Source organism: Actinomadura rugatobispora (assembly GCF_055379765.1).
The window spans coordinates 9,778,403-9,799,363 of the sequence record NZ_AP029191.1 but is presented as its reverse complement, the minus strand read 5'-3'; the positions used below and the strand labels follow the sequence as shown (position 1 = coordinate 9,799,363).

The window sequence follows — 20,961 nt, the reverse complement described above, 5'->3', positions numbered from 1 at the left end:
CGGCGATGGGCGGCCGCCCGGGGTGTCGCCCCGGGAGGCCGCCCGCTGCCTTCACCTGCTTTCGTTCAGCGAGTCGACCAGGGCGCGCTCTAGCCGCTCAGTCCCAGGGTCGAGTAGTTGTACATCCCGAAGCCCTCGTGGAAGAACACGTTGGTCAGCGTGGAGGGCCGGAAGAGCAGGGACTTGGCGTACACGTTCGGGAGGGCCAGGGCCTGCTCGCGGAACTTGTCGTCGATCTGGTTGTAGACCTGGGCGCGCTGCGCCGGGTCCTGGACCTTCACCACGTCGTTCCACTGCTTGTTGATCTGCGCGTCGTCCCACTCCGAGGGGTTGGCGTTGCCGGAGTCGACGATCGCCTTCCCGTCGGTCAGCGCCTGCAGGTAGCCGTAGCCGGTCGGCCAGTCGGCGTGCCAGCCGTAGGTGCCCAGGCCGATCTTCTCCTTGGCGACGAACGACGGGGAACCGAACTGGTCGTTGGTGTAGGTGTTGGCCGGGTAGCCCTGCAGGGTCAGCTTGATGCCGACGCGGGCCAGCGACGCCTGCATCGCCTCGGCGACGGCCTTCTCCTTGAGGCGGTCACTGCGGTAGACCATCTTGGTCTCGAAGCCGTTGGGCTGCCCGCACTTGGTCAGGGCCTCCTTGGCCTTGGCCACGTCGCCGGTGTAGCCGACCTGCGCCTTGGTGTAGTGGTCGTTGCCCTTCTGGCGGCCCTCGATGTTCGGAGGCATGATCGAGGTCGCCAGCTCGCCGCCGACGTCGCCGCCGTAGGCGCGCCACAGCGCGTCACGGTTGGTCGCCCACACGATCGCGCGGCGGCAGTCGATGTTGGGGATCTGCTTGATGTTGATCGGGAGGTACCAGGTGAAGCCGCCGGGAGGGTTGTCGGCGTTGTTGCGGTGGTCGGCACTCGACAGCAGCGTCTTGCGGCCGTTGTCGGCCACACCGGTGCCCGGCAGGTCCACGTGGATCTGGCCGGCCAGCAGCTGGTTGTCCAGCTCGTCCTGGTTCATTCCCGCGATCAGCTGGATCTGGTCGGGCAGCTGCTTGCGGTTGGGGTCGGTCGACTGGTCCCACTGGTCGTTGCGGACCAGCGTGCCGCCCTTGCCGGGCTGGTAGTCGGCCTGCCACTTGTAGGGGCCCGAGGAGAACGGGTGCAGGCCGTAACGCTCGCCCTGGTCCTTGGCCTGCGGCACCGGCGCGGTCTGCCCGCTGAAGGTCACCAGCTCGTTGAACTCGGCGAACGGGTCCTTCAGGTGGAACACCAGGGTGTAGTCGTCGGGGGTCGACACGCCCTTGAAGTTGTCGAGGTTCTTGTCCTTGTAGGGACCCTTGTACCCGTCGGCGTCCAGCAGCTGGGAGAAGTAGCTGGGGCCGTTGCGCAGCACGCCGCGGTCGAAGGTGCGGGCGACGGCGTACTTGACGTCCTTGGCCCGGATCTCCGAACCGTCCTCGTACTTCAGCCCGCGCCGCAGCTTGTAGGTCCACTCGGTCTTCTCGGCGTTGGGCGTGCCGAGCGCCTCGGCGACGTCCGGCACCGGCTTGAAGCCCTCGGGGCCCGGCTTGGCCGGGTAGGTGAGCAGCATCCGGGAGTACAGCCGGGTGAAGTTGTTGGCCCAGGCGTAGTACATGTTGCCCGGGTCGGTGGAGTCGATGTCCGAGCTGGTCGCCATCTTCAGCGTCCCGCCCCGCTTGTCCGAGGCGTTGTGGACCTTGCCGATGGCGGCGTTGCTGACCTTGGTGCCGCTACCCTGGTCGTCGTCACCGCCGCCGCAGGCGGACAGTCCCAGACTCAGCGCGACGGCACCGGCCGCCGCGGCGGTCAGAACCTTGGGCCTTTTCATGAGTTCCCTTTCACTAATGACGTTCGGTCCCCGCGAGGGTCAGCGGGTCCGAGGGTCGAGAGCGTCACGCAGCCCGTCACCGAAGATGTTGAACGCCATGACGGTGACGAAGATCGCGAGGCCGGGGATGACCACGAAGTAGGGCGCGACCTGGTAGGTCTGGATCGCCGTGGTCAGCATCCCGCCCCAGGACGGCGTGGGCGGCTCGATCCCGACGCCCAGGAACGACAGTGCCGCCTCGAACAGGATGTTCGTCGGGATCATCAGCGTGGCGTACACCAGGATCGGCGCCACCAGGTTCGGCAGGATCTCGCGGACGATGATGTACGGGCCGCGCGCGCCCATGCTGCGGGCGGCGTCGACGAACTCGCGCTCGCGCAGCGAAAGGGTCTGGCCGCGGACGATCCGGCCGATGTAGGGCCAGCCGAAGAAGCCGATGACGAACACCAGCACCCCGATCCGCAGCCCGTTGCCGGTCAGCCCGAGCATCGAGTCGGGGATGACCCCGACCACGGCGATGGAGAACAGCAGCAGCGGGAACGCCAGGAACACGTCCATCAGCCGGGCGATCACGGAGTCGACCCAGCCGCCGAAGTAGCCGGCCACCACGCCCGCCGCGGTGCCGATGACCGCCGCCACCACCGTGGCCAGGAACCCGACCAGCAGCGACACCCGCGCGCCGTAGACGATCCGGCTGAACAGGTCGCGGCCGGTGTTGGGCTCGAGGCCGAACAGGAACTCGCCGCTCATCCCGCCCATCGGCTCGTTGGGAGCGCCGAAGGTCGGGTCCAGCAGCTCCTGGTGGTACTCGTTGGGCGGGTGCCCGAGAAGCTTGACGATCAGCGGGGCGAACACGGCCATCAGGATCAGCACGATGATCAGGATCCCGCCGATCATCGCGACCTTGTCGCGGCGCAGCCGCATCCAGGCGATCTGACCGAGCGAACGTCCCTGGATGGCCTTGCCGCCGACGCCCTTGAGCACGGCCTCGGGCTGGGCCTCCTTGTCCGACCCGGACACCTCGATCGGTGCGGTCACGCTCCGTACCTCCTACCCCTCGGCCACGCCACAACCGGCCCAACCCGGCGCGGCGGCGGAGATCGTCCACCGTCCGCGCCCGTTACGCCGCGTTTGCTGGAGGGAAACCTAGTCCTTCGGGGACGACTGTCCATCCGTGAAGCGGGCTGTGCCAGTACCCGTATCTGACTTGTGATCTCGTCGTCATCTCGGGCACATGCGATCCGCACAATGCACAGGCAAAGCGCCCGAATAGTACGCACCGCAACCGAGTGCGGCGCAACGGCGAACCGGTCTAGACCGGGAAGCTTTACCGGACTGAGTCCGATTCGATACCGATCGTGCGCAGGTCAGCGGGCTGCCGCGGCAAAACCACGGGCCGGGGAGGCCACCGGTGAACGGTGTGCCTCCCCGGCCCGATGTGACGTATGTGGCAAAGGACGACCGGGATCGTGCGCGGGGCCGCGGGTGCCGGGGCCGCCCGCCGCAGGCGGCGTGACAGGCGACCCTTACTGAGCACCTGACAGAGCGCGGGCGGCAGGGCGCGGGCGATACGGCGCGGGCGGTACGGCGCCGGCCCGGGCCCGGGTTTCCGGCCCGGGCCCGGGCTCCGGCTCTGGCTCGCTCTGTCTCTCGGCGGGAGGGGCGGCTACTTGATGCCGCGGTTGCGGAGGATCTCCTCGATCTCCGCCATCTCCGGGTCGGCCGCCGGGCCCGCGGCCTGAATCGGCTTGGTGGCCTTGGGCGCCCGCTTCCCGGCCGCCTTGGGCTCCTCCCGGCCGCCCGCGGCCGGCTTGCCCGGCGCCGCGCCGGCGCGGCGGGCGAGCATGACCCCCGAGGTCAGGTACAGCAGGACGGCCACGCCCGCGATGGCGGCGCCCGCCCACTTCGTCGCGCTGAAGGTCGCCAGGTCGACGAAGAACGCCGTCACGCCCGTCATGGTCGCCGCCACCGGCACCAGCGACCAGGCGGCCCCGCGCATGCCCGAGGCCAGGCCGCGGCGCCGGTAGACGCCCCAGCTGATGACCAGCCCGAGCAGCGTGATCCCCAGGCTGATGGCGAAAATGGTCGCGTCGGTCATGCCGGCCCCTCACTCTCCCGCGGTCGTGCTCCCTCCATCGTCACACGCCCCGGCGGGTTCCCGCTCCTCCCGGCGGACGGTTTCCCGCACCGCCGGCCTCATCCTTCCGCGTGATCCGTCCCCTAGGGACCGCCCGCTCAGGTATCAGGGCCCCGGGTGCCGGCCCGGCCCCCGGGGGTCGCAGTCGCGGGGGCCGGTCAGGGGACCAGGGCGCGGAGCCTGGAGAGGTCAATCTCGTGCAACGATTCGACGACGGTCCGGCCCGGCGCGGCGGGGATCGGCAGCACGCACGGCACCGCCACCGTCACGCAGCCCGCCGCCTCCGCGGCCGCCACCCCGTTCGGCGAGTCCTCCAGCACCACGCAGCGGCCCGGCTCCAGGCCCAGCCGCGACGCCGCCGTCAGGTACGGCTCGGGGTCGGGCTTGGTCCTGGACACCTCGTCGCCCGCGACGCTCAGGACGAAGTGCTCGCGGCCCACCGCGTCCAGGACCGGCTCGATCAGCCGCCGGTGGCTGGAGGACACCAGCGCCGCGGGCACCCCCGCCGCGCGGATCTCGGCCAGCAGTTCCTTGGCGCCCGGCATCATCGGCACGGCGGCCTCCAGCTGCTCCACCATGCCGTCCAGCATCCGGCGCCCCACCTCCTCGGGTGAGGCGTCGGCGCCGGTGAGGCCGAGCATGTACTCCGCCGCGCGGTCCAGGGAGCCGCCGACCAGGTGCTCCTGCTGCTCGGGGCCCCACGGGCCGCCCAGCCACGCCATGACCTCGGTCTCGACCTCCAGCCACAGCCGCTCGGAATCGATCAGCAGGCCGTCCATGTCGAACAGCACGGCCCCCAGGCCGCCGTCGCCCTTCACACGCTTCCCCAGTGTCGTTCGGATGGATCGCCGCGCTCCGCGGCGCGGGTGCCGGCGTACCTCAGGTGTTGAAGTACTTGGCCTCGGGGTGGTGGACGACCAGGGCGTCGGCCGACTGCTCGGGGACCAGCTGCAGCTCCTCCGACAGGCTCACCCCCACCCGCTCGGGGTCCAGCAGCCGCACCAGCTTGGCGCGGTCCTCCAGGTCGGGGCAGGCCGCGTAGCCGAAGGAGAACCGGGCGCCGCGGTAGCCGAGCTTGAAGAAGTCCTCCACCTCGGCGGAGTCCTCGCCGCCGAATCCCAGCTCCGAGCGGATCCGGGTGTGCCAGTACTCCATCAGCGCCTCGGTCAGCTGCACCGACAGGCCGTGCAGCTCCAGGTAGTCGCGGTAGGCGTTCTTGGCGAACAGCTCCCCGGTCGCCTGGCTGATCTTCGAGCCGACGGTGACCAGCTGGAACGCCGCCACGTCCACCTCGCCGGACTCGCGCGGGCGGAAGAAGTCGGCCAGGCACAGGTGCCGGTCGCGGCGCTGCCGGGGGAAGGTGAACCGCTCCCGCTCCGACCCGTCGTCGTTGAGCAGCACCAGGTCGTCGCCCTCGCTGACGGCCGGGTAGTAGCCGTACACCACGGCGGCCTCGATCAGCCCCTCGGTCTGCACCCGGTCCAGCCACATCCGCAGCCGCGGGCGGCCCTCGGTCTCCACCAGCTCCTCGTAGGAGGGGCCGTCGCCGCCGCGGGCGGGCTTGAGGCCCCACTGGCCCATGAACGTCGCGCGCTCGTCCAGGAACGACGCGTAGTCGTTCAGCGGGATGCCCTTGACGATCCGGTCGCCGAAGAACGGCGGCTCGGGCAGCCGGTTGTCGACGGCCACGTCCGACCGGGCCGGCATGTCCTGCGGCTCGGTCACCTCGAACCGGGCGCCGCGCCGCTTGACCCGGCGCTCGCGCAGCGGCGGCAGCTCCGCGCCCGCCACGCCGCGCTTGACGGCCATGAACGCGTCCATCAGCCGCAGCCCCTCGAACGCGTCGCGGGCGTAGCGGACCTCGCCGTCGAACAGCTCGGCCAGGTCCTGCTCGACGTAGGCGCGGGTGAGGGCGGCGCCGCCCAGCAGCACCGGCCACCGCTCCGACATGCCCCGGGAGTTGAGCTCCTCCAGGTTCTCCTTCATGATCACGGTGGACTTCACCAGCAGCCCGGACATGCCGATCACGTCGGCCTGCTTGTCGCGGGCGGCCTCCAGGATCGCCGACATCGGCTGCTTGATGCCGAGGTTGACGACCTCGTAGCCGTTGTTGGACAGGATGATGTCGACCAGGTTCTTGCCGATGTCGTGGACGTCGCCCTTGACGGTGGCCAGCACGATGCGGCCCTTGCCGCCGTCGTCGTCGGACTTCTCCATGTGGGGCTCGAGGTAGGCCACGGCGGTCTTCATGACCTCGGCCGACTGCAGCACGAACGGCAGCTGCATCTGCCCGGACCCGAACAGCTCGCCGACCGTCTTCATGCCGTCCAGCAGCACGTCGTTGACGATCTCCAGGGCGGGCCGCTGGGCCAGGGCCTCGTCCAGGTCGGCGTTGAGGCCGTCCAGCTCGCCGTCGACGATGCGGCGCTTGAGCCGCTCCCACAGCGGCAGCCCCAGCAGCTCGGCGGCCCGGTCGGCCTTCATCGCCGCGGTGTCGACGCCCTCGAACAGCTCCATGAACCGGTGCAGCGGATCGTAGCCCTCGGTGCGGCGGTCGTAGACCAGGTCCAGGGCGACCTTGCGCTGTTCCTCGGGGATCCGCGCCATCGGCAGGATCTTGGAGGCGTGCGCGATCGCCGAGTCCAGCCCGGCGTCGGCGCACTCGTTGAGGAACACCGAGTTCAGCACGATCCGCGCGGCCGGGTTGAGGCCGAAGGAGACGTTGGACAGCCCCAGCGTGGTCTGCACGTTGGGGTGGAGGCGCTTGAGCTCGCGGATCGCCTCGATGGTCTCCACCGCGTCCCGGCGCGACTCCTCCTGGCCGGTGCCGATGGTGAAGGTGAGGCAGTCGACGATGATGTCCTCGACCCGCATCCCCCAGTTGCCGGTCAGCTCCCCGACCATCCGGTCGGCGACCCGCACCTTCCAGTCGGCGGTGCGCGCCTGCCCCTCCTCGTCGATGCACATCACCACGATCGCGGCGCCGTGCTCGCGGACGATCGGCATCAGCCGGCGCAGCTTGGAGTCCTCGCCGTCGCCGTCCTCGAAGCTGACGGAGTTGACCACGGCGCGGCCGCCGAGCATCTCCAGCCCGGCCTCGACCACCGGGGTCTCGGTGGAGTCCAGCACGATCGGCAGCGTGGCGGCGGTGGCGAACCGGAACGCCAGCTCCTTCATGTCGGCCACGCCGTCGCGGCCGACGTAGTCGACGCACAGGTCGATCATGTGCGCGCCGTCCCGGGCCTGGTCCCGGGCGATCTTGACGCAGTCGTCCCAGCGCCGCTCCAGCATCGCCTCGCGGAAGGCCTTGGAGCCGTTGGCGTTGGTGCGCTCGCCGATGGCCAGGTAGGAGGTGTCCTGCCGGAACGGGACGTGCTGGTAGAGGGAGGCGGCGCCGTTCTCGGGACGGGGCCGGCGCTCGGCCGGCTCCCGGCCGCGGACCCGCTCCACCACCTGGCGCAGGTGCTCGGGGGTGGTGCCGCAGCAGCCGCCCACCAGCGACAGCCCGAAGTCCCGGGTGAAGGTGTCGTGGGCGTCGGCCAGCTCGCCGGGCGTCAGCGGGTAGTGGGCGCCGTCGGAGGTCAGCTCGGGCAGGCCCGCGTTGGGCATGCACGACAGCCCGATCCGGGCGTGCCGGGCCAGGTAGCGCAGGTGCTCGCTCATCTCGGCCGGGCCGGTGGCGCAGTTGAGGCCGATCAGGTCGAGGTCGAGCGGCTCCAGCGCGGTGAGCGCGGCGCCGATCTCCGAGCCCATCAGCATCGCGCCGTTCTGCTCGATGGTGACCTGGCCGATCAGGACCGTGCCGGCGCCGGCGGCGGCGATGGCGCGCTTGGCGCCGATCAGCGCGGCCTTGGCCTGCAGCAGGTCCTGGCAGGTCTCCACCAGGATGGCCTGGACGCCGCCGGCGATGAGGCCCTCGGCGTTCTGCTGGTAGGCGTCGCGCAGCACGGCGAACGGCACGTGCCCCAGCGTGGGCAGCTTGGTGCCGGGGCCGACCGAGCCGATCACCCAGCGCGGCCGGTCGGGGGTGGAGTAGGAGTCGGCGACCTCGCGGGCCAGCCGGGCCCCGGCCTCGGCCAGCTCGAAGATCCGTTCGGTGATGTCGTACTCGCCCAGGTTGCCGAGATTGGCGCCGAAGGTGTTGGTCTCCACGCAGTCGACGCCCGCGTCGAAGTAGGCCGCGTGGACACCGCGGACGATGTCGGGCCTGGTGACGTTGAGGATCTCGTTGCAGCCCTCGTGCCCCTGGAAGTCGTCCAGGGTCGGGCCAGCGTCCTGGAGCATCGTCCCCATGCCCCCGTCGGCCACGACGACGCGTTGCTTGAGGGCCTGACGCAGTGACTGCGATGTGGGAGTGCTCATGGTGCCCAAGCCTAACCGGGCGGGCCCGCCGGGAGGGCGCCGCCGGCGGGGACGGGCAGAGGCGCCCGTCACATCCGCACCTCCGCTGCGCGCATGTCCCGTGACGGATGGGTCATCGGGAGGATAGCGTGCCTCCCTGCAACCTACTCCCCGGTAAGGAGCGGCATGAGCGCGTACCGCACCATCCTCGTCGGCACCGACGGCTCGGACTCCTCGTTCCGCGCGGTCGACCGGGCCGCCCAGCTGGCCGCCGCCACCGGCGCCACGCTGCTGCTCGCCTCCGCCTACAGCCCGATGCCCGAGCGGGAGCGGCAGAACGCCGCCGACCGCCTGGGCGACCTGGCCTACAAGGTCCAGGGGTCCACGCCCGCCGACGACGCGCTGCGCGCCGCCCGCGAACGCGCCGTGGCCGCCGGCGCCAAGGACATCGAGCACCAGGCCCTGGAGGGCGACGCCGTCGACGTGATCAGCAAACTGGCCAAGGACCGCGACGCCGACCTGGTGGTCGTCGGCAACCGCGGCCTCAACAGCCTGGCCGGGCGGATCCTCGGCTCGGTCCCGGCCAACCTCTCGCACCGCTCGCCCTGCGACGTGCTCATCGTGCACACCACCGACGGAAAGAAGTGATCGCGCCACCCGCGGCCCCCGCCCCTGCGATCATGGGGCCGCGCGGCGAGACCCAATCGTGACCGCCCCGTCCGCCGCCCCGGCCCCGCCGAGGTCTGGGCGGCGGAACGGTGGGGTAGGTCCCCCCACGGGACGTAGGCTGGCAGCCGCCGATCATGCCCCGGGACCCCGACCCCGGGAATGACGGCCCTCGCGGTGACGCTGTACCCGACGTCGGAAGGAGGCAGCGCGTGGTCGAGCTCGAAAGCGTGCCGGAACTCGTCGATCCGGTGCTCGTGGCCGCCTTTGAGGGGTGGAACGACGCCGGGGAGGCCGCCAGCGGGGTCATCCAGCATCTGGAGTCGACCTGGGACGCGGTTCCCATCGCCGAACTCGACCCGGACGACTACTACGACTTCCAGGTCACCCGCCCTTTGATCGAGATGCGCGACGGCGAGAGCCGCGGCATCACCTGGCCCACCACCCGGGTGTCCTGGGCCCGGCTCCCCTCCGGCCGCGACATCGTGCTGCTGCACGGCATCGAGCCCAACATGCGGTGGCGCTCGTTCTGCCGCGAGCTGGTCGGCCTGATGCTGCGGCTGAACGTGCAGAACGTCGTGCTGCTGGGCGCGCTGCTGGCCGACGCCCCGCACACCCGGCCCGTCCCGGTCACCGGCGCCGCCTCCGAGGCCGGGCTGGTCACCACCCTGCACCTGGAGCCGACCCGCTACGAGGGGCCCACCGGTATCCTGGGCGTCCTGCAGGACGCCTGCGCCAAGGCCGATCTGAGCACGGTGTCGCTGTGGGCGGCCGTGCCGCACTACGTCGCCCAGCCCCCCTCCCCCAAGGCCACCCTGGCGCTGCTGCGCCGCGTGGAGGACCTCCTCGACGTCACCGTCCCGCTGGGCGAGCTGCCCGAGGAGGCGCGCGCCTGGGAGAACGGCGTGAACGAGCTGGCCGAGGAGGACTCCGAGGTCGCCGAGTACGTGCGCACGCTGGAGGAGCAGAAGGACGCCACCGAGCTGCCCGAGGCCAGCGGCGACGCGATCGCCCGCGAGTTCGAGCGCTACCTGCGGCGCCGCGACGCCGGCTGAGCCCCCGGCCCCCGGCCCCCTCCCTCTCCGATTCCTGATCCGCCCCCGGTCCCCGTCGGGACCGGGGGCGGCGCGGTCTCCGCGCCGCCGTCGTTCCCGGGTGAACGGTGTGGAGTCTGCTGTAAGGGTGCGCGATTGATGGCATTATGCGACGGGTCCAATACGTCCGGACCGAAAAGGAGAGCCCGTGCCGGAAGACCGGCCCGACGCCCAGCCGCTGCAGGCGCAGGACCCCCGGCGCCTGGGCGCGTACGAGCTGGTCGGCCGGCTCGGCTCCGGCGGCCAGGGCACCGTCTTCCTCGGCACCGGGCCCGGCGGCGAGCGGGTCGCGGTCAAGCTGCTGCACGTGCGGTTCGACGACGACGACACCGCGCGGGCCCGGTTCGTCCGGGAGACCGCCGTGGCCCGCCAGGTCGCCCGCTTCTGCACCGCGCAGGTGCTGGACGCCGACGCGGCCGGCGACAACCCCTACCTGGTCAGCGAGTACGTCCCCGGCCCCTCCCTCGCCCGGCAGGTGACCCGGGAGGGCCCCATCACCGGCGGCGCGCTGGAGCGGCTGGCGGTCAACACCGCCAGCGCGCTGGCCGCCATCCACCGCGCCGGGATCGTCCACCGCGACCTCAAGCCGCACAACGTGCTGCTGGGCCCCGACGGCCCCCGCGTCATCGACTTCGGGCTCTCCCGGGTGCTGGACGCCGCCAGCGCGACCAGCAGCAGGCCCGTCGGCACCCCCGCCTACATGGCGCCCGAGCAGGTCACCGGCGAGGACGTCGGCGCCCCCGCCGACGTGTTCGCCTGGGGCGCCACCATGACCTTCGCCGCCACCGGGCACCCACCGTTCGGCTCCGACTCCATCACCGCCGTCATCTACCGCGTCCTGCACCACGAGCCCGACCTCGGCGGCCTGGACGGCGACCTGCGCGCCCTGGTCGCCGCCGCGCTGGACAAGGACCCCGCCAGGCGGCCCACCGCCGCCCAGGTGCTGCTGCGCCTGGTCGGGCACGACGAGGCGTTCGCGCCCTCCCCCGCGCCCGCCCCCGCGGACGAGGACACGGACGAGGACACGGAAGTGAACGGGGACGCGGCGGCCGCCGCGACCGCCGCCGACCCGTCCCGGGCCCCCGCCCCGCGCGACTCCTCCGGCGGGCCCGCCGTGACGGCCGAGCCCGAGGCCACGGTCGAGGGGCACCGCGCGGGCGGGCCGCCGGCCGCCGGCACCCGGCCCGGCGGGGCCGCCCCTCCCGGCCGGGGCCGCGGACGCAGGCGCAGGCGCCGCCGGATCCCCGCCAAGGTCCCCGCCGCGCTCGCGGCGCTGGGGATCGCGGCCGCCGCGGGCGGCGGCACCTACGCGCTGATGTCCGCCACCACCGACGACACCGGCAGGGGCGCGACCGTCGCGGGGCCCTCCGGCGCCTCGCCCGCCGGCTCGGTGACCACCGCCCCCGGCGGAGACGGCGGCCGGCCGGCCGGCGACCCGGCGCGCACCCGGCACCCCGACCCCGCCCCCGAGGGCACGGGCCCGCGGCCGTCCCGGCCCGGAGGCGGCGGTCCCGCGCCCACCGGCGACGACGACGGCGACACGCCCGGCCAGAGCGACCCGCCGCCCTCGCCCGTGGTGCTCGGCGCCCCCGACCCGCAGCGCTACTGCCAGGACCGGGGCCGGTTCCGGGCCGACTTCCGCTCGGGCCGCTGGTACTGCGCCCCCGACGGCGGCATCGGCGTCGACTCCTCCATCACCATGACGCAGGTGTGCAGGTCGCAGTACGCCCCCGGCGCCGAGGCCCGCCTCGACGGCGACGCCGGCAGCCCCTCCGACTGGGCCTGCTACGTGATGCAGAGCCCCTGACCGGGACGGCGCCGGGCACCTTATTGGCATTTCGTCAAGAAGGGGTTGAGCCGGGCCCCGCCGTGCGCAAGTATGCACTTATCGCATTGTCGGCGGAAGGAACGCCGTGGACCGCCCCGACCCCGTAGCCCCACCGCCCCCCGCCTCCGGCCCCGCCCGCGACCTGTCGGTGCTGCGGCGCGTGGCCGCCGAGCCCGCCGTCATGCTGGGCGCGGGCCGGGCCCTGCTGCTCCAGGTCGCCCACCCCAAGGTCGCCCAGGGCGTCGCCGACCACAGCGACCTGCGGCACCGCCCGCTCGACCGGCTCCTCGGCACCCTGGACTTCCTCACCATCGTCGCCTTCGGCACCGACGAGGAGGCCGAGCGGATGGGCCGTACGATCCGCCGCGTGCACGAGCGGATCACCGGCCCCGGCTACTCGGGCAACGACCCCGACCTGCAGGTCTGGGTGAACGCCACGCTGATCGACGCCGCCCTGTACGTCTACGAGCACGTCCTGGGCTCCCCGAGCGGCGACCTGGCCGCCGAGTACATCGACCAGGCCCGCCACGTCGCCGACGTGCTGGGCTGCCCGCCCGGCGCGCAGCCCGCCGACATCGCCGCCTTCCGCCGCTACATGGACGAGATGGTCTCCTCGCTGGAGGTCACCGACACCGGCCGCGAGGTCATGCGGGCCGTGCTGTGGTCGCGCAAGCTGCGCTGGATGGCCCCCGCCCTGTGGGCCAACCGGTTCGTCACCGCCGGCCTGCTGCCCGAGCCTATCCGCGAGCAGTACGGGCTGCCGTGGAGCGACCGCAAGGACCGCGCCCTGTGGACGCTCCTGCGCGTCCACACGTTCTTCTACCGCAGGGTCCCCCGGCGGCTGCGCCAGGCGGGCATCCCGGTCATGCTGTGGTCGTCGCGGCGCCGGGTCGCCAAACGGGCCCGCCAGTACGCCGCGCAGCGCACCGCCGCCCACGCCTGACCCGCTCCGCACACCGCCCGGTCGGCGGTCGGCGGTCGGCGGTAGGCGGTCGGTCAGAGGGCGACGCCGAGGAGGGCGTCGGCCAGATCCCTGACCTGCGCGGGCGCCGCGGTGTCGGCGCCGTCCCCGGCCGCCCAGCGGTCGACGGCCGCCAGCGCGGCGGGCGCGTCCAGGTCGTCGGCCAGGCGGCGGCGGATCTCCTCGGCCACCGGCGCCGCGGCCGGGCCGGACGGGCGCGCCACCGCCGCCCGCCACCGCTCCAGCCGGGTGGCCGCGCCGTCCAGGTCGGCTTCGGTCCACTCCCAGTCGGAGCGGTAGTGGTGCCCCAGCAGCGCCAGCCGGATCGCCATCGGGTCGGCGCCCGAGCGCCGCAGCTTCGACACGAATACCAGGTTGCCGCGGGACTTGGACATCTTCTCCCCGTCCAGCCCCACCATGCCCGCGTGCACGTAGGCCCTGGCGTGCGGGCGCTCCCCCGTGGCGACCTGCGCGTGCGAGGCGCTCATCTCGTGGTGCGGGAACGCCAGGTCCGAACCGCCGCCCTCGACGTCGAACGCCATCCCCAGATGCTCGATCGAGATCGCCGAGCACTCCACGTGCCAGCCCGGGCGGCCCACCCCGAACGGGGAGTCCCAGCCCGGGTCCCCCTCCCGCCGCGCCATCCACAGCAGCGCGTCCAGGGGGTCCTTCTTGCCCGGGCGGTCCGGGTCGCCGCCGCGCTCGGCGAACAGCGGCGCCATCTCCTCCCGGCCCAGCCGGCTCACCGCGCCGAACGCCGGGTCGGCGGCCACCGGGAAGTAGATGTCGCCGTCGATCTCGTAGGTGGCGTCCTTGGCCCGCAGCTTCTCCACCATCTCCACGATCAGCGCGATCGACTCGACCGCGCCCACGTACTGGTCGGGCGGCAGGATCCGCAGCGCCGTCATGTCCTCGCGGAACAGCTCGATCTCCCGCTCCGCCAGCTCCCGCCAGTCCTCCCCGGTCTCCCTGGCGCGCTCCAGCAGCGGATCGTCGACGTCGGTGGCGTTCTGCACGTAGTGGACCCGGTGGCCCAGATCCCGCCACACGCGGTTGACCAGGTCGAAGGCGAGGTAGGTGTTGGCGTGGCCGAGGTGGGTGGCGTCGTAGGGGGTGATGCCGCACACGTACATCCGGGCGGTCTCGCCCGGGGCGGTAGATCGTATCGAGCCCGTCCCGGTGTCGTGCAGTCGCAGCGCGCCTCCCGCCGCGGGCAGTCCGGCTGCGGGGAGGCTGGGCACATGGGGAACGGACCACGATCGCATACCGAAAGCTTATCCGTGCGCCGTTCCCGCCCCCACGCCGAGATCACCAGAAGATCAGGCGAACCGGACCCTCGGGTCCAGGAACGAGTACCCCACGTCCACCACCAGATTCGCGGCGATCACGAACGCCGTCACCGTCAGCGTCACCCCGATGACCACCGGGGTGTCGCCCGCCGCGATCGACTGGTGGACCAGCTGCCCCACCCCCTGCAGCCCGAACACCTTCTCGGTGACGATCGTCGAGCCCAGCAGCATGCCCAGGTCGATGCCCGACTGCGTCAGCACCGGCGCCATCGCCGCCCGCAGCCCGTGCCGGACGACCACCCGCCGCTCCCGCAGCCCCTTGGCGCGGGCCGTGCGGACGTAGTCCGCCTCCAGCACCTCCAGCAGCGAGGCCCGCGTCAGCCGGGCGTAGGCGGCCAGCAGCAGCAGCGCCAGCGAGATCCACGGCAGCGTCATCCGCTGCAGGAAGTGCTCCCGCAGCGGCGGCCCCGCCTCGAAGAACCCCACCCCCCACCCGGCCGGCACGGTGGAGAACAGGTGCAGCATCACCAGCGCCATGACGAACGCCGGCGCCGACATCGCGGCCAGCACGAACACCGTCGCGGCCCGGTCCCCCAGGCCGCGGGCCCGGACCGCGCCCAGCGTCCCGAGCGCCACCCCGCCCGCCAGCCACAGCACCCCGGCGCCGAAGACCAGCCACAGCGTGGTCGGGAGCCGGTCGGCGATCAGCCGGGCGACCGGGGCGTCGTAGACGTAGGAGCTGCCCAGGTCGCCGCGCAGCAGCCGCGCGAGGAACTCGGCGTACTGCACCGGCACCGGCCGGTCCAGGCCCAGGTTGCGGCGGATCTGCTCCAGCGTCTCGGCGGTGGCGCGCGGCCCGCCGATCACCCGCTCCACCGGCGCCGGCGAGGCGTGCAGGAACACGAACACCAGCGTCGACACCAGCCACAGCACCAGCAGCGAGTACAGCAGCCGCCGCGCGACCAGGGACGGCACCGCCGGTCACCTCCCTCGCCCGGCGGCGCGGCGGGGCGCGAGCGCGTCGCGGACCCCGTCGCCCACCAGGTTGAACGACAGCGTCGTCAGCAGCAGCAGGACGCCCGGCACCGCCAGCAGCCACCAGGCCGTCTGGAACACCTCGCCGCCCTCGCCGAGCATCCCGCCCCAGCTCGGCATCGGCGCCCGCACCCCCACGCCCAGGAACGACAGCGTCGCCTCGAACACGATCGCGGCCGGGATCAGCAGCGAGGACAGCACCGCGACCGGCCCGGCCAGGTTGGGCAGCACCTCCGCGAACATGATCCGCAGCGGTCCGGCGCCCAGCGCCCGCGCCGCCTCCACGAACCCCTCCTCCCGCAGCGACAGCACCTGCCCGCGCACCACCCGGCCCACCGCCGCGAACGAGAAGAAGGCGATCACCAGCACGGTCATGGCCAGCCCGCCGCCCGCCGAGGCGATCGGGAACGCGGTCGCCAGCGTGATCGCCACCAGCAGGTAGGGCAGCGCCAGCGTGACGTCCATCAGCCGGGCCAGCAGCGCGTCCGCCGCCCCGCCCGCGAACCCGGCCGCCAGCCCGGCCGCCACGCCCGCCGCCGAGGCCAGCGTCGCCGAGCACACCCCCACCAGCAGCGACACCCGCGCCCCGTAGGCGGCGCGGACCAGCACGTCCCGGCCGAGCTGGTCGGCGCCCAGCCAGAACTCCGCCGAGGGCCCCACCGGCTGCCCGGCCGGATCGAGGCCGGTCCGGGGGAAGGTGGCGTGGTAGGGGTGGCCGGTCAGGCGCGCCCACAGCGGCGCCAGCAGCGCGAACAGCACGATCAGCGCCAGCGCGGCCAGCGCCGCCACCGCCACCCGGTCGCGGCGGAACCGCAGCCAGGCCCGCCGGAACGGCGAGCACGGCCGCACCCCCTCCACCTCCGCCGGCGGCGGGGCGGCGGCCCTGTGCGGGTCGGACGGGTCCGACCGGTCGGCCGGGCCGGGAGGGCCGGGTGGATCGGTCGGGTCGGGCGGGCGGTCCGGCGCGGACTCCGCCGCGGGCTCGGCCTGGGTCATCGCGCCGCCACCGCCCTGCGCCCACCCTCTGTCACCCGTGACCGGCCCCCCTCCGGACAGCACAAAGATCGCACGAGGTAGTCAAGGTAGCACTCAGGGTGAGTCAAGAGGGGGCGTAACCGCGAAGGCGCACCGAACCCGCGCCCTCGCATGTGCCGTCGGATCAGAGGAGGGACAGGCAGCCGGCCCTCACTGCCTCGTCGCGGAGCCGGGACGGCCGCCCCTCCAGCGCCGAGGTCGCCCGCGCCCGCCGGAAATAGAGGTGGGCGTCGTGCTCCCAGGTGAATCCGATCCCGCCGTGGACCTGGATCAGCGCGTCGGACGCGGCGCCGAACGCCTCGGACGCCTCGGCCTTGGCCAGCAGGACGAGCCGGTGGGCGGTCCCGGCGTCGCCTTCGTCGATCTCCCTGGCCGCCGCGTGCACGAGCGCGCGCGCCGCGGCGATCGCGACCGCCACCTCGGCGCAGCGGTGCTGGATCGCCTGATAGCCGCCGATCACCTGCCCGAACTGGGTGCGGATCTTGGCGTACTCGACCGTATGGGCCAGGCAGCCCTGCGCGCCGCCGACCTGCTCGGCCGCCAGCAGCAGCCGCGCGGCGTCGGCCGTCCGGGCCGTCGCGTCGGGCGGTGCCAGGACGGTCGCCGGGACGCCGTCCAGGCGCAGGTCGGCCGGCCGGGCGGTCAGGTCGACGGCCCGGACCGGGTGGCGGGTGACCTCACCGGCGCCGCCGTCCAGCCGGACCAGTGCCGGGACGGGCCCGTCGGGAGTGTCTGCCACGGCCAGGAGATGGTCCGCGACCCGCCCGTGGGTGACGCCCGCCGCCACACCGGAGACGCGCCCGTCGCGCAGCACCAGGTGCGGCCGCCGCGAGGCGAACGACTGCGGCAGTCCGACGATCGCGGCGCCGTCGTCGGGCAGGCCCTCGGCCGCGTGGGGGCCGGGCGCCCACGCGGCCAGCACGGAGGCGCGCAGCGGTCCCGGATACAGGCAGGCGCCCGCCTCCTCCAGGGCCGGCGTCAGGTGGGCCAGGCCGAGACCCAGCCCGCCCGCCGCCTCCGGCACGGCCATGGTGACCAGCCCGACCTCGCAGGCCAGTGCCCGCCATCGCGCCCGGTCGAAGGCCGCCTCCCCGAAGGCGCCGGCGTCGTCCCGCAGACGCCGCGCCTCGTCCGGAACGGAGTGTTCGGCGAAGTAGGCGCGCAGCGCCGACCTGACCTCCTCGGGGCTCAGGAGTTCTTCGGGCGGTCGGGTGAAGGATTCCATGGTGCCGTCCTCAGAACGGGTCATCGGGCCGGAGCGGCGGGCTTGGGCGGCCGGGGCAGGCCGAGTCCGCGCTGGGCGATGATGTTGAGCTGGATCTCGTCGGTGCCGCCGGCGATGTGCAGGGCCGGAGCGCCCAGGACGAACTCCGACCAGGCGAAGGTGTCCGGTTCTCCGGCGTCGGTGAAGGCGCGCTCGCCGAGGACCTCGGCCGCCAGCGCCGCGATCTCGTCCACGGCCCGGGTCATGAGCAGCTTCAGCACCGAGCCGGAGACCGGTGCCATCCGGTGCCCCCACGAGCCCTCGGGCAGGTCGGCCGCGGCCCGCATCGCGGTGACCGCGGCGACGGTCCGCGCGATCTGCGGCCGGTGGACCGGGTCGCCGGCCGCCTCCAGCCGCGCGGCCAGCGCCGCCAGCCGTTCCAGGACGTAGGGGCTGACCGGCCCGTCGTCCCCGATCATGGTGGCGCGCTCGCTGCCCAGGCTGGTGGCGGCGACCCGCCAGCCCTGCCCGGGCTCGCCGATGCGGTGCGAGTCGGGGACGCGCACGCCGTCCAGGAACACCTCGTTGAAGGCGGCCCCGCCGGTCATCTGCCGGATGGGGCGGACGGTGACGCCCGGCGCGCGCATGTCCACCAGGAACATCGTCAGCCCGCTGTGCCTGGGGGCCGCGGGGTCGGTGCGCGCCAGCGCCTCGCCCACGTCCGCCAGGTGGCCCAGCGACGTCCACACCTTCTGCCCGGTGAGGATCCAGTCGTCCCCGTCCCGGACGGCCCTGGTGGTGACGCCCGCCAGGTCCGAGCCGGCGCCCGGCTCGGAGAACAGCTGGCAGCCGATGATGTCGCCGCGGTGGAGCGCGGGCACCGTCCGCGCGCGCAACTCCGGCGCGCCGTGCGCCTCGATCGCGGGCGCGACGATGTGCAGCCCGACGAACAGCAGATCGCGGGACGGGAAGCCCAGCTCGCCGAGGAGGTCGTCCACGATCTGGTCGTGCTCGCGGGACAGCCCGCGCCCGCCGCGGCCGGCGGGCGCGCTCGGCCGGGCCAGGCCGGCGTCGAACAGCCGGGCCTGGAGCTCCCTGACCTTCGCGACGTGCTCCTCGTGTCCCTCGCCCAGTTCCTCGACGGCGGCGACGCGGTCGGACGGGCCGCGCCGCCCGGCGGTCCCGGCGCCGGCGAACTCGCCGGCGATCGACCGCAGGAACCGCTCCGCCTCGTCCCGGAACGCCTCCGGGCCCGGGTATCCGTCGCGCGGAACCTCGCCGCGCGGTGTCGTGTCGTCCGTCACTCTCGCTCAGCCTTCCGCGAGCCCGGCCAGCGCGAGCGCGAGCGCCTTGGCCCGGTCCATGGGGTAGTGCTTGCGGGCCACCAGCCGCTGCGCGTACAGGCCGCCTCCGGACTGCAGCATCGTGACCAGCTGCCAGCCGCCGTAGGCGTCGGCGGTGAAGTCGCGGATCGCGTGGAACAGGCGGGTGCGGTACTCGCCGTCCACGCCCTCCTTCGTCCGCATGTACTTGCGGATGAAGGGGCCGACCTCCGCGTGCTCCAGGTCGGCGACGGACGGCGCGGTGACCACGGCGCCGCCCGCGATGTCGTGCAGGTGGCGGATCATCGTGCTGAACTCGGCGGCGCCGTGGTGCTTGGCCGCGTTGGTGTACAGCTCGCTGGGGAAGTACCAGCCCTCCGGGCTGGCCTCGGCGTTGGCGATGGCCGCCTCCAGCGCGCCGCGCACCAGCGTGGCGTAGATGACCATCTCGGCGATCTTCTCGCGGACGTGCGCGACCCGCTCGGTGCCGTTGGCCTCGGCGACCAGCTGGGCCAGCCCGGCCAGGGTGTCGCCGTACTCGGCCAGGTGCGCGGTGCCGCCCAGGCGCTCCCACAGGCCGAGGGAGTGCGCGAACGTCCCCGAGTGCTCGATCTCGCCCGCCAGGAAGACCCGCTCGTCCGGGACGAAGACGTCGTCGAGGATGACGAAGCCCTCGGGCATGTTGTGCCGGGAGCTGACCGGGAAGTCGGCCTGGCGCTCGCGCGGCGCGTAGCTGGTGTTGACGATCGACACGCCGGGCGCGTTCACGGGGATGGCGCAGGCCACCGCCCAGTCCTCCTCGCCCGGCTTCATGTTCTTGGTCGGCATCACCACCAGTTCGTGGCTCACCGCGGCCGAGGAGATGTGCAGCTTGGCGCCGCGGACGACGATGCCGCCGGGGCGGCGCTCGACGATGCGGGTGTAGACGTCCGGATCCTCCTGCCGGCTCGGAGGGAGCCGGCGGTCGCCCTTGGCGTCGGTGATCGCCTGGACGCAGCGCAGGTCGTTGTCCTTGCAGTGGGCGAAGTAGTCCTCGATGCGCCGCGCGTACCCCGGGTGCCGGGGACGCACCCGGGCCGCGGCGGTGAGCAGCGCCAGCAGGCCCTGGGAGGTGGTCACCGTCACCATGTCCCAGCCGAGCAGCAGTTCCAGGATGTCCTTCAGCTCGCCCGGTCCGCGCGGGATCGCGAAGTAGGGGCCGCTGACGTCCTTCCCCGGCCGGTGGTGCCGGTCGTAGCCCTCGGCCACCAGCTTCAGCGCCGTGGCGAACTGCGGATGGGCGCCGAGGTCCTTGAGCTCCTCGCCCTCGGCGAAGACCCGCCTGCCGTCGTCGAGCGAGGCGAGGTACTCCTTCCCGGTCTTCATCGCCATCGGTGCATCCCTTCGGTCGGGCCGTCCGCGGGGGCGGCGGGACGGCCGCGTACTGGATCGGAACGCAATACTGATACTGAATTCAGTTTTAGTCAATGGCCTGCGGAGGGGGCCGCCCCGCCGCCCGATCCTCTAGACTCCAGGCACTCCACCGGGTGCACGGCGACCAGCCCGCCGTCAGAAGGGATGGGGATGCCCGCCAGGCCGTCCACGCCGAAGGGGCGGAGAACCGAGTCCGCCTTCCTCGACGCCGCGCGCAAGGTCTTCGCCGAGCACGGCTACTTCAACGCCAAGATCTCGGACATCGCGCGGGCCGCCGGCAAGAGCCCCGGCTCCTTCTACAACTACTACGAGAACAAGGAGGAACTGCTCCAGGCCCTGCTGGAGCAGTTCTCCACCGAGGTTCTCGAGAACTCCTTCAAGGCCCGGGGCGAGGACCCGATGGAGGGCATCCGCGCCGCGGTCCGGGCGTACTGGACCACCTACCGCGCCTACCTCGCCGAGATGGTGGGCGTGTTCCAGATGTCCATGACGGACGAGGTCTTCGCGCGCAGATGGCGGGACCACCGCGCCATCGGGCTCCGCGCGGTGAAGGCCGGCATCGGCAACGCGGAGCGCTCGGGCCACCGGGTCGGCGTCGACCACGGACTGCTCGCCTCGGCGATCGTCTCGATGCTGGAGTCGTTCTGCTGGGTCTGGATGGCCGGGGGCGGCGACGCCGGCGTGGACCCGCCGGACGACGAGGCCGCGATCGAGACGCTCGCCACGCTCTGGTACCGCGGCGTCTACCACGACCCCGCCCCGGACGCCTGACCCGGCGGAGGCTCACCCCCGGCC

Annotated in this window: 16 protein-coding genes; 5 read left to right on the top strand and 11 right to left on the bottom strand. The window is 73.1% G+C overall.

Annotated features, from left to right (window positions below; translation table 11 throughout):
- Nucleotides 1-89 precede the first annotated feature (89 nt).
- The 5 genes from ACZ466_RS44065 to metH form a co-directional block, all read right to left on the bottom strand.
- Nucleotides 90-1,841 carry an ABC transporter substrate-binding protein gene (locus tag ACZ466_RS44065; RefSeq protein WP_378292500.1) on the bottom strand — a complete coding sequence of 584 codons (1,752 nt, stop codon included), beginning with the start codon at nucleotides 1,839-1,841 and terminating at the stop codon, nucleotides 90-92.
- A gap of 39 nt (nucleotides 1,842-1,880) precedes the next feature.
- A complete protein-coding gene (locus tag ACZ466_RS44060) occupies nucleotides 1,881-2,879 on the bottom strand; it encodes an ABC transporter permease (protein ID WP_378292498.1) in 999 nt (332 codons plus the stop codon).
- A 628-nt stretch (nucleotides 2,880-3,507) separates the two neighbouring features.
- The gene (locus tag ACZ466_RS44055) at nucleotides 3,508-3,939 is read right to left on the bottom strand and encodes a hypothetical protein (protein ID WP_378292496.1); all 432 of its coding nucleotides are present in this window, start codon (nucleotides 3,937-3,939) and stop codon (nucleotides 3,508-3,510) included.
- Between the two features lie 197 nt (nucleotides 3,940-4,136).
- Complete coding sequence (locus ACZ466_RS44050; protein ID WP_378292494.1) at nucleotides 4,137-4,796, bottom strand: HAD family hydrolase; 660 nt, start codon at nucleotides 4,794-4,796, stop codon at nucleotides 4,137-4,139.
- Between the two features lie 61 nt (nucleotides 4,797-4,857).
- On the bottom strand, nucleotides 4,858-8,340 hold the full coding sequence (gene metH, locus ACZ466_RS44045; protein WP_378292492.1) for a methionine synthase: 3,483 nt from the start codon (nucleotides 8,338-8,340) through the stop codon (nucleotides 4,858-4,860).
- Nucleotides 8,341-8,505: 165 nt separating this feature from the next.
- On the opposite strand from metH, the gene ACZ466_RS44040 reads away from it, so the two are divergent.
- From ACZ466_RS44040 to ACZ466_RS44025, 4 genes are all read left to right on the top strand, one after another.
- The gene (locus ACZ466_RS44040; protein ID WP_378292490.1) at nucleotides 8,506-8,967 is read left to right on the top strand and encodes a universal stress protein; all 462 of its coding nucleotides are present in this window, start codon (nucleotides 8,506-8,508) and stop codon (nucleotides 8,965-8,967) included.
- Between the two features lie 230 nt (nucleotides 8,968-9,197).
- Nucleotides 9,198-10,040: a PAC2 family protein gene (locus tag ACZ466_RS44035; RefSeq protein ID WP_378292488.1), complete on the top strand. Its 843-nt coding sequence runs from the start codon at nucleotides 9,198-9,200 to the stop codon at nucleotides 10,038-10,040.
- 187 nt (nucleotides 10,041-10,227) lie between these two features.
- Nucleotides 10,228-11,886, top strand: a complete 1,659-nt coding sequence (locus ACZ466_RS44030) for a serine/threonine-protein kinase (protein ID WP_464041925.1) — start codon at nucleotides 10,228-10,230, stop codon at nucleotides 11,884-11,886.
- A gap of 106 nt (nucleotides 11,887-11,992) precedes the next feature.
- Complete coding sequence (locus tag ACZ466_RS44025) at nucleotides 11,993-12,850, top strand: oxygenase MpaB family protein (protein WP_378285370.1); 858 nt, start codon at nucleotides 11,993-11,995, stop codon at nucleotides 12,848-12,850.
- Nucleotides 12,851-12,903: 53 nt separating this feature from the next.
- Here ACZ466_RS44025 and mshC read toward each other — a convergent pair whose 3' ends face one another.
- The 6 genes from mshC to ACZ466_RS43995 form a co-directional block, all read right to left on the bottom strand.
- Nucleotides 12,904-14,133 (bottom strand): cysteine--1-D-myo-inosityl 2-amino-2-deoxy-alpha-D-glucopyranoside ligase, encoded by a 1,230-nt coding sequence (mshC, locus tag ACZ466_RS44020; protein ID WP_378285371.1) that lies wholly within the window; start codon nucleotides 14,131-14,133, stop codon nucleotides 12,904-12,906.
- Nucleotides 14,134-14,187: 54 nt separating this feature from the next.
- Nucleotides 14,188-15,132, bottom strand: coding sequence for an ABC transporter permease (locus ACZ466_RS44015; protein WP_378285372.1), 945 nt, complete (start codon nucleotides 15,130-15,132; stop codon nucleotides 14,188-14,190).
- A gap of 6 nt (nucleotides 15,133-15,138) precedes the next feature.
- Nucleotides 15,139-16,188 (bottom strand): ABC transporter permease, encoded by a 1,050-nt coding sequence (locus ACZ466_RS44010; RefSeq protein WP_378285373.1) that lies wholly within the window; start codon nucleotides 16,186-16,188, stop codon nucleotides 15,139-15,141.
- A gap of 163 nt (nucleotides 16,189-16,351) precedes the next feature.
- Nucleotides 16,352-17,452 carry an acyl-CoA dehydrogenase family protein gene (locus tag ACZ466_RS44005; RefSeq protein ID WP_378285374.1) on the bottom strand — a complete coding sequence of 367 codons (1,101 nt, stop codon included), beginning with the start codon at nucleotides 17,450-17,452 and terminating at the stop codon, nucleotides 16,352-16,354.
- Between the two features lie 20 nt (nucleotides 17,453-17,472).
- Nucleotides 17,473-18,735: an acyl-CoA dehydrogenase family protein gene (locus tag ACZ466_RS44000; RefSeq protein WP_378285375.1), complete on the bottom strand. Its 1,263-nt coding sequence runs from the start codon at nucleotides 18,733-18,735 to the stop codon at nucleotides 17,473-17,475.
- Nucleotides 18,736-18,741: 6 nt separating this feature from the next.
- Nucleotides 18,742-20,124: a 4-hydroxyphenylacetate 3-hydroxylase N-terminal domain-containing protein gene (locus ACZ466_RS43995; RefSeq protein ID WP_378285376.1), complete on the bottom strand. Its 1,383-nt coding sequence runs from the start codon at nucleotides 20,122-20,124 to the stop codon at nucleotides 18,742-18,744.
- Between the two features lie 192 nt (nucleotides 20,125-20,316).
- Here ACZ466_RS43995 and ACZ466_RS43990 point away from each other — a divergent pair, with 192 nt between their 5' ends.
- The gene (locus ACZ466_RS43990; protein ID WP_378285377.1) at nucleotides 20,317-20,937 is read left to right on the top strand and encodes a TetR/AcrR family transcriptional regulator; all 621 of its coding nucleotides are present in this window, start codon (nucleotides 20,317-20,319) and stop codon (nucleotides 20,935-20,937) included.
- The last annotated feature ends 24 nt before the right edge of the window (nucleotides 20,938-20,961 follow it).

What these genes read in the sequence shown, in the direction of transcription:
- ACZ466_RS44040 (WP_378292490.1), top strand. Translation starts at nt 8,506, where the DNA reads ATGAGCGCGTACCGCACCATCCTCGTCGGCACCGACGGCTCGGACTCC.
- ACZ466_RS43995 (WP_378285376.1), bottom strand. Translation starts at nt 20,124, where the DNA reads ATGGCGATGAAGACCGGGAAGGAGTACCTCGCCTCGCTCGACGACGGC.
- mshC (WP_378285371.1), bottom strand. Translation starts at nt 14,133, where the DNA reads ATGCGATCGTGGTCCGTTCCCCATGTGCCCAGCCTCCCCGCAGCCGGA.
- ACZ466_RS43990 (WP_378285377.1), top strand. Translation starts at nt 20,317, where the DNA reads ATGCCCGCCAGGCCGTCCACGCCGAAGGGGCGGAGAACCGAGTCCGCC.
- metH (WP_378292492.1), bottom strand. Translation starts at nt 8,340, where the DNA reads ATGAGCACTCCCACATCGCAGTCACTGCGTCAGGCCCTCAAGCAACGC.
- ACZ466_RS44055 (WP_378292496.1), bottom strand. Translation starts at nt 3,939, where the DNA reads ATGACCGACGCGACCATTTTCGCCATCAGCCTGGGGATCACGCTGCTC.
- ACZ466_RS44010 (WP_378285373.1), bottom strand. Translation starts at nt 16,188, where the DNA reads ATGACCCAGGCCGAGCCCGCGGCGGAGTCCGCGCCGGACCGCCCGCCC.
- ACZ466_RS44065 (WP_378292500.1), bottom strand. Translation starts at nt 1,841, where the DNA reads ATGAAAAGGCCCAAGGTTCTGACCGCCGCGGCGGCCGGTGCCGTCGCG.
- ACZ466_RS44005 (WP_378285374.1), bottom strand. Translation starts at nt 17,452, where the DNA reads ATGGAATCCTTCACCCGACCGCCCGAAGAACTCCTGAGCCCCGAGGAG.